General features: G+C 61.9%; 13 protein-coding genes and 2 pseudogenes. 6 read left to right on the forward strand and 9 right to left on the reverse strand.

The annotated features are described in order from the left end of the window. Positions 1 to 148 precede the first annotated feature (148 nt). From X728_RS158430 to X728_RS158420, 3 genes are all read right to left on the reverse strand, one after another. Positions 149 to 1066, reverse strand: coding sequence for a carbohydrate ABC transporter permease (locus X728_RS158430; RefSeq protein ID WP_023669427.1), 918 nt, complete (start codon positions 1064 to 1066; stop codon positions 149 to 151). A gap of 9 nt (positions 1067 to 1075) precedes the next feature. After that, a complete protein-coding gene (locus X728_RS158425; RefSeq protein ID WP_023689462.1) occupies positions 1076 to 2191 on the reverse strand; it encodes a sugar ABC transporter permease in 1116 nt (371 codons plus the stop codon). A gap of 97 nt (positions 2192 to 2288) precedes the next feature. After that, positions 2289 to 3953, reverse strand: a complete 1665-nt coding sequence (locus X728_RS158420) for a sugar ABC transporter substrate-binding protein (RefSeq protein ID WP_023831024.1) — start codon at positions 3951 to 3953, stop codon at positions 2289 to 2291. Between the two features lie 273 nt (positions 3954 to 4226). On the opposite strand from X728_RS158420, the gene ugpC reads away from it, so the two are divergent. Genes ugpC through rbsK form a run of 3 tightly spaced genes read left to right on the forward strand, consistent with a single transcriptional unit; the run spans position 4227 to position 6707 of the window. Then, positions 4227 to 5279, forward strand: coding sequence for a sn-glycerol-3-phosphate ABC transporter ATP-binding protein UgpC (ugpC, locus tag X728_RS158415; RefSeq protein ID WP_023831025.1), 1053 nt, complete (start codon positions 4227 to 4229; stop codon positions 5277 to 5279). 41 nt (positions 5280 to 5320) lie between these two features. Further along, the gene (locus X728_RS158410; protein ID WP_023711516.1) at positions 5321 to 5773 is read left to right on the forward strand and encodes an RbsD/FucU family protein; all 453 of its coding nucleotides are present in this window, start codon (positions 5321 to 5323) and stop codon (positions 5771 to 5773) included. Between the two features lie 4 nt (positions 5774 to 5777). Beyond that, on the forward strand, positions 5778 to 6707 hold the full coding sequence (gene rbsK / locus X728_RS158405; RefSeq protein WP_023689460.1) for a ribokinase: 930 nt from the start codon (positions 5778 to 5780) through the stop codon (positions 6705 to 6707). Positions 6708 to 7384: 677 nt separating this feature from the next. Here rbsK and X728_RS1000000168525 read toward each other — a convergent pair. The 3 genes from X728_RS1000000168525 to X728_RS1000000171455 all read right to left on the reverse strand — a co-directional run bounded on the left by X728_RS1000000168525 (position 7385) and on the right by X728_RS1000000171455 (position 9311). Next, entirely contained in the window at positions 7385 to 7849 is a 465-nt protein-coding gene (locus X728_RS1000000168525) for a DnaJ domain-containing protein (RefSeq protein WP_245266101.1), read from the reverse strand. A gap of 156 nt (positions 7850 to 8005) precedes the next feature. After that, positions 8006 to 8191, reverse strand: coding sequence for a hypothetical protein (locus tag X728_RS158395; RefSeq protein WP_023831027.1), 186 nt, complete (start codon positions 8189 to 8191; stop codon positions 8006 to 8008). Between the two features lie 784 nt (positions 8192 to 8975). Continuing rightward, a complete protein-coding gene (locus tag X728_RS1000000171455) occupies positions 8976 to 9311 on the reverse strand; it encodes a hypothetical protein (protein ID WP_050589870.1) in 336 nt (111 codons plus the stop codon). 37 nt (positions 9312 to 9348) lie between these two features. On the opposite strand from X728_RS1000000171455, the gene X728_RS1000000171460 reads away from it, so the two are divergent. Beyond that, entirely contained in the window at positions 9349 to 9753 is a 405-nt protein-coding gene (locus tag X728_RS1000000171460) for an alpha/beta hydrolase (protein ID WP_050589871.1), read from the forward strand. Between the two features lie 130 nt (positions 9754 to 9883). Continuing rightward, positions 9884 to 10522, forward strand: coding sequence for an SGNH/GDSL hydrolase family protein (locus X728_RS21685; RefSeq protein ID WP_023831029.1), 639 nt, complete (start codon positions 9884 to 9886; stop codon positions 10520 to 10522). Positions 10523 to 10560: 38 nt separating this feature from the next. Here the strand turns inward: X728_RS21685 and X728_RS1000000168535 are convergent, their stop codons facing one another. From X728_RS1000000168535 to X728_RS1000000168545, 3 genes and pseudogenes are all read right to left on the reverse strand, one after another. After that, the gene (locus X728_RS1000000168535; RefSeq protein WP_023831030.1) at positions 10561 to 10968 is read right to left on the reverse strand and encodes an integrase core domain-containing protein; all 408 of its coding nucleotides are present in this window, start codon (positions 10966 to 10968) and stop codon (positions 10561 to 10563) included. A gap of 146 nt (positions 10969 to 11114) precedes the next feature. Next, positions 11115 to 11369, reverse strand: a pseudogene (locus X728_RS1000000172250) (integrase); the annotation flags it as partial. A gap of 52 nt (positions 11370 to 11421) precedes the next feature. Further along, positions 11422 to 12066, reverse strand: a pseudogene (locus X728_RS1000000168545) (helix-turn-helix domain-containing protein); the annotation flags it as partial. A 527-nt stretch (positions 12067 to 12593) separates the two neighbouring features. Between X728_RS1000000168545 and yghU the strand changes: the two are divergent. After that, positions 12594 to 13463, forward strand: a complete 870-nt coding sequence (gene yghU, locus X728_RS158385) for a glutathione-dependent disulfide-bond oxidoreductase (RefSeq protein WP_023831033.1) — start codon at positions 12594 to 12596, stop codon at positions 13461 to 13463. Positions 13464 to 13536 lie beyond the last annotated feature (73 nt).

A 13536-nucleotide genomic window follows, 5' to 3' on the forward strand; every position in this document is an offset into this window, starting at 1 on the left:
ATTTCCGCTTTCGCCAATCACCTACGTCGCAAGAAAAGCGATGCAGCCAAAGCTGCCGATCTCCCTCCTTGCGGGGGAGATGGCCGGCAGGCCAGAGGGGGGTGCTGTCCCGCCGAGGTCAACAGTAGAGGGGCACGCCGCCTCTCGCCTACTTCACCGCCCCCGCCGTCATGCCCATGATCAGATAGCGTTCAAGCGCAATCCCGATGACCGCCAGCGGTGCGATCGCGGCGGTGGCAAGCGCCGCCATCGACCACCAGTTGATGCCTTGCGAGCCGGTCTGGCTCGCCACCATCACCGGAATGGTCTTGGCGTCGGTCGACGTCAGGAGTGCCGCAAAAAAGTACTCGTTCCAGCACAGCACCATCGCCAGGATGAAGGCGGCGACCATGCCCGGCAGCGCAATCGGCATGACGATGCGGAAAAAGGCGCCCCAGATCGACAGGCCGTCGACCAGCGCTGCCTCCTCGAGCTCGACCGGGATCGAGTTGAACTGGTCGCGCATGATCCAGATGACGATCGGCAGCACCATCAGCGTGTAGAGCAGGATCAGGCCGATGCGTGTGTCGAGCAGGCCGACTTCCCGGTAAAGCACCAGGAAGGGCAGGGCGAGCACCACCGGCGGCAGGATCAGCTGCGACAGGAAGAAAAAGGAGATGTCCTCGTTCTTGAACCAGGCGAACTGATAGCGGTACCGGGTCAGCCCATAGGCGGCGAGGCTGCCGATGACGATGGCGAGGCTCGATGCGCCGACCGAGGTGATGACCGAATTCATGAAGCGCTTGAAAAACTCCTCGCGCACCGTCGAGGTCTGGAAGATCGAATCCGGCGACAGGCCGAGCGAGCGCCAGCCCTTCCAGTCAGGCTGGAAGTCGACGAACGGGATGAGGTGTCCTTGCGTGACGTCGACCGCGGTCTTGAACGAGGTGGTGATCGTCCAGTAGATCGGGAACAGGCAGATGAAGGCCCAGAACGCCAGCGCGCCATAGATGAAGATGCGATTGGCCAGAAAACCCAGCGGTGAGCGGATTTCCGAGGCAGCATAGTCGGTGGTCTGGACGCTCATTGTGCCTCGTCAGTTCACGTTGCGCACGAAGCGATTGGCGAATTTCAACAGCCAGGTCACGAACACGACGATGATGACGAGATAGGCCATCGCCAGCATGGTGCCGTAGCCGACATTCGAGCGGTCGCGGTATTCGCGGTAGATGAAGCTCGACACCGAATCCGTGGCGCCGCCAGGCCCGCCGGAGGTGACGGTAATGATGATGTCGGCGAGCTTCAACTTGAAGATGATGCGCAGGATCACCGCCGTGACCGACACCGGCAGCATCAGCGGGAAGGTGACCTGCCAGAAAGTCTGCCAGGGCGTGGCGCCATCGACGCGCGCCGCTTCCAGCACGTCGCGCGACATCGCCTGCAGGCCGGCCAGCAGCATTATCATCATGAACGGGATGAAGGTCCAGGCGTCGAGCACCATGATCGAGATGCGGGCGGTGATCGGGTTGGAGAAGAAGGCGGGGTTTTCCCAGCCGAGATGGCGCGCCAGCGTCGCCGCCGGCCCGAAACGGTACTCCATCAGCGATTTGCCGATCATCCACGACACCGCGACCGGCGACAGCATCAGCGGCATCAGGAAGACGACTCGGAAGAATTTGCGTGCCCGGATCTGCGCGTTGAGCAGCAGCGCCAGGCCGAAGGCGATGACATATTCGACCAGCACGGCGAGCACATAAAGCACCATGTTGAACAGCGCGTTGCGGTAGTAGGGATCGGCCAGCATCTGCCAGAAATTGTCGAGCCCGTTGAACTTGCGGCCGGAAAAGGACGACAGGTTCCAGTCGGTCAGCGCGATATAGAAGCCGAACAGCGTCGGGAAGATCACCATGGCGATGGTGAACAGCAGCGCCGGCAGCAGGAACAGCGCGCGCTGGCCGTCCTCGCCGCGCGTCAGCACCTGGCCGATGCCGAGCGCCACGCCCCACAGAACATAGGCGTAGACGATCGGACGCCAGGTCTCGAAGCCGAGCGTGGTGATCTCGTTCTTGTAGAGGATCTCAAACGCGATCACCGCCAGCAGGCCAAGCGTGGCGGCCGCCATCAGGGCAAAACCCGCCCGCTTGCGGGCCGGCGAGATCAGATCGGCTGGGCCGGCGTTGGCCGGCCATGCATTGGTGGTCTGGTCTGCCACGCGTCCCCGTCCGTTTAAAAATCAAGCCTGCGACCGGCCCGAGCCGGTCAGGTCCGGCGGCTTGCACCGCCGGACCTGTTGTCACGATAGGATCAGCCTACACGCCGAGCGAGGCCTTGTAGAGCTTGATCTGGTTTTCGCGGCCGATCTGGTCGGTCAGCTTCTCCCAGGCCGCGGCAATGGCGTCGGCGCCTTCCTGCGCCTTCATCTTGCCGGCGAATGTGTTGGCCAGAATGTCCTCGGCAGCCGAATAATACTGGAAGATGCCGGGGATGCGCGGCTCGATCGCCGCGTTCGGATGGTTGTAGCTGTCGGCTTCCGACTTCAGATACGAGGTGATGAACGCCTCGTCGTAGCCTGCCGCCACCCATTCGGGAATGTCGAAATGCGAGTTGCGGTAGGGCTGGAAGCCGGACGGATACATCGCCGTCCAGATTGACAGGTCCTTGCCGCCGAGATGAGCGGCGGCCGACCATGCCGCTTTTTTCTTCTTTTCGTCAGTATCGACGCGGGCCATGACGTAGACGCCCCAGCCGAGATAGGCGCAGTTCGGCGCATAGTTCGGGCCGCTGGCGAGTTTGTCCCAAGCGCCGGTCTTGGCATTGTAGACGTCGTCGGACCCCGGCAGGATCGAGAAGCCGGTGACGTCGCCGATGACCGAGCTATCGTTGGTCTTGACGTTGGAGCCGACGTCGCCCCACCAGGTGACCATCGAACCGGTGCCGGCCAGGAACTGCTGGAAGGCTGTCGTGTTCGGGTCGGCGTTGATCTGGTCGGCGGGCTCCGACGGCAGCGCGTCGATGACGTCCTGGATGGCGCGCACCCAGGCCGGATTGTTGATGCGCGGCTTCATCGTGTCGGCATCGAACAGCCAGGCCTTGTCGTCGGGATGCTTGGCATAGGCGGTGGCGCGGCTGCCGAGGAAGTAGAAGCCGAAACCGCCCCAGGCCTTGGGCGCATCGAGATAGCCGAAGACGTCCTGGTCCTTGAACTTCTTGCCCTTGAGGAATTTTGTGACGGCCTGGACTTCCTGCCAGGTCTTCGGCACACCCCATTCGGTGGTCGCGCCGCCGTCCTTCCACGCCTTGGCGAGGTCGGCATCGGCAAAAACGTCGGTGCGGTAATTGAAGTTGTGCGCATCGCCATCGACGGTGATCCGGTACTGCTTGCCGTCCCAGGTGCCGACCGGCGGCTGCAGATAGGCCACGACATCCTTCATGTCGATCTGCTCTTTGACCCAGTCGGGCATCTCGGACGTCAGGCCCTTGCCGCAGACATCGCCTTCGAAGGGCGCGCCCATCTCGATGATGTCGAAGTCGACGGTGCCGGTGGCGATCGACTGCTGCAGGCGGGCATTGTAGTCGGCCTGCGCCAGGTCGATCCAGCTGATCTTGGCGCCGGTATAGGCCTCCCACGGCTTCAGGAAGCCGCGGAACAGCACATTGTGCAGGTTCTGGTTGTTGAGGCCCATGAAGGTGAGCTCGACGCCGGCGAATTCGCCTTCCTTGACGTTGGCCTTGGTGGCTTCCAGGCAGAGTTCGCCGACCTTCTGGAAATCGGCATCCGTCGGCTGACCCTTGCCGACGCCGGGGATCTGCAGAATTTTGGAGCGTAGCTCGCTGGCGGCTTCAGCCGGGCGGGTGAAAGCGCCGAGCCCAGCGCCCGATGCGGCGGCGATCGCGGCCATCGAGGCCGCGCCTTTGAGTATGGCACGCCGGGTGGCACCCGCGCGGACGAGTTTTTCGTACAAACCGACTCTCATCTATTCCTCCCAGAACAACAGTCGTGAATTAAAATGCCAGTCCCTCCGACGCCGAAACGTCGGCGGTTCTCCTTTATCATACGGGGACGTGGGACCCCACCCTGCGTCGCCTGGAGCTCCGATTTTCGGATAAAAATCCGACTGCCGGATTGGCAACAGCTAATATTTGCGTAATCGATTACCTTGTCAACACGAATGGCTTTTTATCGATAACATACCGACTTGCCCTTGCCGTTGGCAATGGCTAGCTTCACCGCGAGAAAAGGGGGGACGATGGCTCAAGTCGCGATCAGCAATGTGGCCAAGGCGTTCGGAACCGTCAAGGTCCTGCACGAGGTCAGCGTCGATATCGCCGATGGCCAGTTCGTGGTGTTGGTCGGCCCGTCGGGCTGCGGCAAGTCCACGCTGCTCAGGATGGTGGCCGGGCTGGAGACCGTCTCCGGCGGCACGATCGCCATTGGCGAGCGCATCGTCAACAATCTGCCGCCGGCCAAGCGCGACATCGCCATGGTGTTCCAGAACTACGCGCTCTATCCGCACAAGACGGTGGAGCAGAACATGGCGTTTGCGCTGAAGCTGCGCAAGACCGATCCAGCCGTGGTCGCCGAGCGGGTCAAGCGCGCCGCCGACATTCTCGACCTCAATCCGTACCTGAAACGTTATCCGCGCCAGCTATCCGGCGGCCAGCGCCAGCGCGTCGCCATGGGCCGCGCCATCGTGCGCAATCCGCAAGTCTTCCTGTTCGACGAGCCGCTCTCCAATCTCGACGCCAAGCTGCGCGTGCAAATGCGCACCGAGATCAAGGAACTGCACCAGCGGCTGAAGACCACCACCATCTACGTCACCCACGACCAAATCGAGGCCATGACCATGGCCGACAAGATCGTCGTCATGCGCGATGGCCGTATCGAGCAGGTCGGCGCGCCATTGGAATTGTTCGACCGGCCGGCCAATCTGTTTGTCGCCGGCTTCATCGGCTCGCCGTCGATGAACCTGCTCAAAGGCGTGGTGCGCAAGGGCGACAAGGTCGAGATAGCAGGCACGCTGTTCCCGGTCGCGGCCGGCAGCGCCGCCAAGGAGGGCCAGGCCGTGGTCTATGGCGTGCGGCCCGAGCATCTCGAAATCCATCCCGACGGCGTGCCGGCAAAGATCTCGGTTGTCGAACCGACCGGTTCCGAAACGCTGGTCTTCGTGCGCTTCGGCGACGGCGAGATGGTGGCGCTGTTTCGCGAGCGCCACGACTTCAAACCCGGCGACACGCTCAATCTCAAGCCGCGCCTTGACCAGGTCCATCTCTTCGACGCCGAGACGGGCAACCGGCTCTGATTTCCAATCGACTTTGACCAAACTGTTTGACGAGGACTGCCATGCTCAAAGGGATCAACCCATTGCTCAATGCCGATGTGCTCCAGGCGCTCAGGGCAATGGGACACGGCGACGATCTGGTCATCGCCGACACCAATTTCCCCGCCGATTCGGTGGCAAAGCAGACCGTGCTCGGCAAGCTGCTGCACATCGACGCCTCGGCGGCCGATGTGGTCAAGGCGGTGCTGTCGCTCTATCCGCTGGACACTTTCGTCGACGATGCGGCCGCGCGCATGGAGATCGTCGGCAAGCCGGACGAGATCCCGCCGGTGCAAAAAGAGGTGCAGAAGGAGATCGACAAGGCGGAAGGCAAGGCCTGGCCGATGATCTCGGTCGAGCGCTATGCCTTCTACGAGCGCGCCAAGAAAGCCTATTGCGTCATCCAGACCGGCGAGCGCCGCTTCTATGGCTGCTTCGCCTTTCGCAAGGGCGTCGTGCCGCCGGACGCCGAGTAGGGCCATGGCGTCGGGCAAACCTGTCGTCATTCTGGGCGTTTTCGTCGCCGACACCGCCTACCGCGCCGATCGACAGCCGCGCATGGGTGAAACCATTCTTGGTAATTCCTTCAAGCTGGGACCGGGCGGCAAGGGCTCGAACCAGGCGGTGGCGGCAGGCAAGCTCGGCGCGGACGTCACCTTCCTGACCCGGCTTGGCGTCGATGCTTTCGCCGACATGGCCAAGGCGACCTGGGCAGAGGCGAGCGTCAAATCCGCCGTCATCGAGACGCCGCAAAGCTATACCGGCGCGGCCTATATCTTCATCGAGGAGACAACCGGCAACAACGCCATCATCGTCAGCCCGGGTGCGGCGATGCTGATCTCGCCTGAAGACATCGAGGCCAACGCCGGCCTGATCGGCGGCGCCGGCGTCTTCGTCACCCAGCTCGAACAGCCGATCGACGCGGCACTGCGCGCACTCGAAATCGCGCGCGGTGCAGGGGTGACCACCATCCTCAATCCGGCGCCGGCGGCCAAGCTGCCGGACCGCATCTATACGCTTTGCGACTATGTCACCCCCAACGAGACCGAGGCCGAAGAGCTGACCGGCATCAAGGTTTCTTCGATCGACGAGGCTCGCCGCGCCGCCGACAGCCTGCTCAAAAAGGGCGTCGGCTCGGTCATCATCACGCTCGGCGAAAAAGGCGCGCTGCTGCACACGGCCGCTCGGTCCGACCATGTTCCCGTGGTCAGTGCCGGTCCGGTGGTCGAAACCACCGGCGCGGGCGATGCCTTCAATGGCGGCCTGGCCGCCGCACTCGCCAAAGGCGTGGAGCCGCTGCAAGCCGTCCGCTTCGCCTGCGCCGTCGCCGGCATTTCGGTGACAAGGCCGGGTACGGCGCCATCCATGCCGACGCTGCATGAGGTCGAGGCGCTGCTGGCCGAGGGATAGATCGACGGCACCGAGTCCAACGCCGCTATTCCAAGGCCAGCACCCAACCCATGGCGAGACCCAGGAACAGCTTCCTGGCAATGTCGAGGCGAATGCGCGGACAGGGCGCCAAGTGTCCTGGCGGGGGCTCTTTGAGGCGTTTGGCGTATCATCGAAGATCGCTTCCATGGCAAGATTCTGGATCGAACCGGGTTCGATGTGGATCCTCCGCTGTTTGAGCTTGGGCTTCATCAGAATGAAGGGCGACATGGTTCATCCGAATGTAGAAATTTGCGTCGGGGGGAGGTGAGAATGAGGCTACCAGGAAATGTGTTGGCTGGGAGATCGCCGAGGTGCAGTGCGGTCCGCGAAAGCGATCAATGAGGTTGAATGCGCAGAACGTGCCGCCAAGACAGCCAGGTTGAAATCGCTACGCTTGGCTCAGATCTTGCCAGAGGCCGACCCGCACATTTCGTTCAACGAGGAACTCGCTGGCTCGCGAACTGCATAATTATCCAAAGCGGCCCGAATCCCATTCTCCCGATTGAGGAAACCAAAAGCCTCGGCGCAGGGGCAGCCGCCGGAAAACCTCCAACTTGAAGCTGCGCGTCCCCGACGCTGTTTGTTGGGGGGATGGGTGATCCAGGAGCCGAATAGTCGGATTGCGGCGGCGTTCAGAGTTGACGCGATCGACACCTTCAGCGGTGATGGCGATCGTGCCATTTTCCACTCTGACGATCCAACCTTTCGCCTTTAGATACCAGATGTGGAACTCGAGATGTTCTCGCGGACAGTCTGACAAGCGCTCCAGCTCTACATCTCCGATGCCAGGATCGCTGACGTCGTGCCGGCGTTTCGCATAAAGCAGCGAAAGCAGTTTGGCTTATCTCGAAATCTCGCTCGAAGCCTTTATTGTTGCTGGCTTCCTGGGTCAACTCTCGACGAAGGCCGGCATGGTCTCTATACGCGACGTCATATTGCGCCCGCTTGACCGGATCTTTGAGCGTATTATGGGCTTCCACAATTTCGCTGAAGCGGGCTTCATCGCCAGTCTGCTGATTGTCTGGATGATAGCGCATCGCAAAGTAACGGAATACGCGCTCTAGAGTTTCCGAGTTGGCGTTTGGGCTGATCTCCAGCGTTTCGTACAAGTCGACGAACATCAAGAAGTCCCCACCAGCAACGTATTTTGCGAATACGCAATTTCCCCACCTTCAGCATCGCCCCAGTCGGGGCCAAACGCAAGCCGGCTCCCGTAGCGCTTTACGTCCAGGCGGGGCTTGGGCGATATCATCGAAAACCGTTTCCATGGACCGATTCTAGATCGCAACCCCGAGGATGTGAATCCCCCATGCCTTCAAGGCAATCAGACCAGAGAGAATTGCGATCCCCAGCAGGATGAGAACCCACGACACGAAGTTTCGCGAAAGGCGCCTGCGGCGACCTTGCAAAGCCTTGTTACGCCAGTGTTTGGCTTGATCAGCCCCGATGCTTAATTTGTCCATTGCTCGGCTCCTTCCAATCGACAAGAATTACGCCAGTCGAGCGGCGCGAACGCAGGGATACTTTGAAGCCGCAGCCTCACAGTGGCTGAGCGCTTCATATTAGCAGTGCGTAAAATTCGAGCAGGTCCAAGACAGGGTTGTTAGCAAATTCGTTGATATCATACGACCTTGTTCGATGGATGGCGTGCTGGCGATGCGCGGGGCTGGATGGATCAAGGGTTTGAGGGAAGCTGAGGCTCGCGAGTTGCGCAGCGATATCGATCGGCTCGAAATAGATTTGATCGCTGCCGCCAATTCTAGGGGTCAATCCACACTTCACGACGTCGCGAACACACTGCGATGCAAGAAGGCGCGCTTGGAACGTCTGGAGGAGTTTCTCGGTTCAATGACGTCGAAAGGCCGGCCAGCGACATCCGCAACCCCGCCCCATGAAGGCCGGCGGTAAAAGGCGCCTGAGAGAACCAGCCTTGCTGCCTCACGGTGGCGGGCTTTTCTTTAGCCCTGCCTACACTTGCTAGAATGGCGGATTTTTCTGACATGGCCTTAGCCTACTTGCGCGAAACCATTTAACCAGCAAACGGTTAAATGGCGCGAGTGACGGGGCTCGAACCCGCGACCTCCGGCGTGACAGGCCGGCGAAAACGCCTGATTCATCAACGAATGGTTTCAATTCCTCACGCTCTCGAATTTGCGGGAAATAGCGCGAAATTGAAACTTGCTTATCAGAACTCCTCGTCAACTCCGCGAGATATTAACTTTGATCGACGCCTCCGCTGCTGCCAGCCTAGCGGCTGGACCGGGACAGACTGCTCCCGGCGACTTCTGGATCGGCTGGAGACGGCAGATCGATGCGCTCGCTACCGCCGGATTCCGGGTCATCGTTCCCGACCAGAGGGGCTACAACACCAGTGACAAGCCGAAAGCCATCCGTGAATACACGCTCCCCAAGCTCGTCGGCGATGTCGTTGCCATCGCCGACGCGCTCGGCATCGGAAGGTTTCACCTCGTCGGTCATGACTGGGGCGGTATCGTCGCCTGGGCCGCAGGCGCAAAGCTGCCGCACCGCCTGGAAAGGCTCGTCATCCTGAACGCGCCCCATCCCGAGGTGCTGCTTGCCCATTCCTTGCGATCTCCGACCCAGTTCCTGCGGAGCAGCTATGCCGGCCTTCTTCCAGTTCCCCTTGCTGCCGGAGGCTTTTCTGGGGGCGGGGCGCTCGGCTCTGCTGGCACGGGCGCTCATCAAATCCAGCCGAACAGATGCCTTCACGGCGGAGGAAATCGCAGAGTATCGGCAGGCCTGGGAACGGCCGGGGGCGCTGACAGGCATGCTCAACTGGTATCGGGCGCTGCGCTTCCGCCCAAGCCTGAAGGAGCGGATCACGACGCCGACCCTTGTACTGTGGTGGATGCAGGACCAAGCTCTGGAATATGGCCTGGCCGAGCGCAGTCTGGCCCTTTGCAACGATCGGGGCCTGCAGACGTTCGAGAAGGCGACGCATTGGGTACAGCGCGAAGAGGCCAGCGCGGTGAATGCCGCGCTTCTGGCGTTCCTGGACGGCTGAGATGCCGTTCCGTTCTGTAGGTGGCCTGACTCGCCGTGATCTCCTGACCGTGCTCGCTGCCGCGGTCACAACCCACCACCTTACCTCCTCTGCTGATGCAGCATTGGCAGAGGCCTCAACGGAGCATCCGATGCCACACGTCGTCCTTCTCGGGGATTCGATCTTTGACAACGCTGCCTATGTCGCGCACGGGCCCGACGTAGTGCGGCAGCTGCGGGAGCGGTTGCCGGAGGGGTGGCGTGCAGCGCTAAACGCCGTCGACGGCGCCGTCACAAGCGGCGTCGAGCGGCAGCTTGAACGGCTCCCCCAGGATGCTAGCCATCTTGTCGTCAGCGTCGGTGGCAATGATGCTCTTCGTCATGCAGGGATTCTGGAGCAGGGGGCCTGTTCGGTGGCCGAGGTTCTGGACAGGATCAGCGATATCCGGGAGGAATTCGAGCAGGACTACTGTACGATGCTCGAGGGGGCGCTGGGCCAAAACCTACCCACCGCTGTCTGCACGATCTACGAGGCGCGCTTTCCCGACCCACAGCGTCGTAGACTTGCCGCAACTGCCCTGACGGTCCTCAACGACGTCATCACCCGGGCGGCGTTCTCGCGCGGTTTGCCGCTCGTCGACCTGCGCTTGGTATCGAATGAGGACGCGGACTTCGCCAATCCTATCGAACCGTCAGTGCAAGGCGGCGCGAAGATCGCGGCAGCCATCGCGGCACTTGTAGTCGAGCACGATTTAGCCGGAAGTCGGTCTGTCCAGCCGATAGATGGGTAACACTTTGAACCGGATACATAGGTGACACTTCTCTCCCCCTATGCGTCCGCCGCAGCGCCAAGCGGATTGGTTGGCGCGGCGCTGCGGCGGACAAGCTTCATGCGGCGTGTGTCGATGATGCCGAGCGGGTGGGCGGAATGAGAGCGTCCATTGTCCGTCTTCGGTCTGTGAGGCAGCGACCGGTTCGCCGCCAGCGCTTGCGAGACATAGATGAAGCCGCCATTCCATCTGATCTCGCCATTGTGGCGGACGCGGCGGACCGCAGCCTCGGCCGGATAGTCGGGCTCGGGTGGTGTTCTGGGCATGGCGCGCTGTGAGGACCGATAGTGCTGGGCGGGCGTGTCCATGCCCAGCGCCTCATGGGGACGCTGCTCATTGTAGCTTTGCCGGAAGGTCTCGAAGGCCTGGCCCTGTGCCGTTCGGTCGGCTTCCGGTGCCTCGGCCATNCGCGGCGGACCGAGGCCTCGGCCGGATAGACGGGCTCGGGTGGTGTCCTGGGCATGGCGCGCTGTGAGGACCGATAGTGCTGGGCGGGCGTGTCCATGCCCAGCGCCTCATGGGGACGCTGCTCATTGTAGCTTTGCCGGAAGGTCTCGAAGGCCTGGCCCTGTGCCGTTCGGTCGGCTTCCGGTGCCTCGGCCATCGGCAGCATGGTCAGGTGAAAGCGCTCGTGACGTCCGTTCTGCTGTGGCCTGCCGGGTGCGATCCGCTCCAGCGTGATGCCAAGCTTGATGAAGCGCACGACAACCGGCGTCAGCCCGCTGACGCCGGCTGATGCGAAGGGCGGGCCATTGTCGCTTCTGAAGCGATCCGGCAGGCCATGCTCTTCAAACAGCCGCTCAAACACCGGCCAGGCTTCGCTATCGGCCGTCGAGCTTTGTGGTGTCGGTAGGTGCTGNGATGCGAAGGGCGGGCCATTGTCGCTTCTGAAGCGATCCGGCAGGCCATGCTCTTCAAACAGCCGCTCAAACACCGGCCAGGCTTCGCTATCGGCCGTCGACCCCGTCGCTTCGAGCGCCAGAAGATAGCGGCTCGACGCATCCATCACCGTCAAGGGTTCGCAACGCCAGCCGTCGCGGGTCCGGAACCAGCCCTTGTGATCGCCAGTCCACACCGCGTTCGGTTCTTGCGGCTGTGGCCAGGGTCCATTGCCGCAGGCCCGCAGGCGGGGTCGCTTGCGGGCGCGGACAAGCCCATGCCGCGCAAGGATCGCGCCGACCGNCTGAAGGCCACATGAACTCGGGAGCCGTGCGCCTGAGCCGTGCCACGATCTTCTTTGGACCCCAAAGCGGATGCAACTCCTTGGCCGCCACAATCCGCTCAACCAGATCCTGAGCTGTCGCCCGGCCATGATTGAGCGGGGCTCGCGGCAGGTCGTGCAAACCCTCAGGCCCAAACGTCCGATAGCGTCCTAGCCATTTGTAGCCGTTCTTGCGTGAGATCCCGTAGGCCGCACAAAGCGCAACCATCGTCTCATCCCCAGAAAGACACTCCACAACAAACCGTAGCCGCTCGTCCATGATGCCAGTCTCTCGCCAAACCATCGCCGGTCCTCCCGGCGAAGGAGAAAACTGTCACCCATGCTATCNGAGATCCCGTAGGCCGCACAAAGCGCAACCATCGTCTCATCCCCAGAAAGACACTCCACAACAAACCGTAGCCGCCCGTCCATGATGCCAGTCTCTCGCCAAACCATCGCCGGTCCTCCCGGCGAAGGAGAAAACTGTCACCCATGCTATCGGTCCATTCTGTTACCTATCTATCCGGTTCGGACACGCTCCTCACCTCCCCGTATAGTGACGGGGAGAAGGGAGATGGCCGCAACATCGGCGCTCTTGGCAACGCTGGCAATTGGCGAAATCAGTAGGCGACAGCGTCCTTCTCCCCGTCACTATACGGGGAGAAGTGCCCGGCAGGCCATGAGGGGCGGCGCTGACATCGATAATAGTTCAACACAAGTTGAACCTTTCTGAATTGCACCTATGTGTTCCAGTATCTACGTTCCGCCGACTTTTCCGCCATCAGTCTCGCGCCGTCGTTTTCGCCCCGCCAAACCCAAGGAATTCCCCGCATGACCGAATACATCCCGCCGAAAGTCTGGAGCTGGAAGAAAGCCAATGGCGGTACGTTCGCCAGCATCAACCGGCCTATTGCCGGTCCGACGCATGACAAGGTGCTGCCGGTCGGCAAGCATCCGCTGCAGCTCTATTCGCTGGCGACGCCGAATGGGGTCAAAGTGACTGTCATGCTGGAGGAGCTTCTGGCGCTCGGCCACAAGGGCGCCGAATACGACGCCTGGCTGATCCGCATCAACGATGGCGACCAGTTCGGCTCGGGCTTTGTCGAGGTCAACCCCAACTCCAAGATCCCGGCGCTGCTCGACCGCAGGGGCAAGACGCCTGTCCGCGTCTTCGAGTCCGGCTCGATCCTGCTTTATCTCGCGGAAAAGTTCGGCGAGTTCCTGCCGACCGAACAGCCGGCGCGCGCGGAAACCTTGTCCTGGCTGTTCTGGCAGATGGGCTCGGCGCCCTATCTCGGCGGCGGCTTCGGCCATTTCTACGCCTATGCGCCGGAAAAGTTCGAATACGCCATCGACCGCTTCGCCATGGAGACCAAGCGCCAGCTCGACGTGCTCGACCGGCGGCTGGCCGAGACCGAATATCTCGGCGGCGCCTTCTATTCGATCGCCGACATGGCGGTATGGCCCTGGTATGGCGGCCTGGCGCTCGGCCGCATGTACAATGATTCCGCCGAGTTCCTGTCGGTGCAGGACTACGAGCACGTACAACGCTGGGCCAAGGCGATCGACGCCCGCCCGACCGTGCAACGCGGCCGCATGGTCAACCGCGCCTTCGGCGACCCCGCCATGCAACTGCACGAGCGCCACGACGCCAGCGATTTCGAGACGAAGACGCAGGATAAATTGGTGGTGGCGGAGTGACTTTTTTACCCTCCCCCTTGTGGGGAGGGTCGATCCGCAAAGCGGATCGGGGTGGGGGTCGGCGCCAAGCACC

Origin of the sequence: Mesorhizobium sp. L103C119B0 (assembly GCF_000502235.1) — a bacterium.
Classification (GTDB): Bacteria; Pseudomonadota; Alphaproteobacteria; order Rhizobiales; family Rhizobiaceae; genus Mesorhizobium.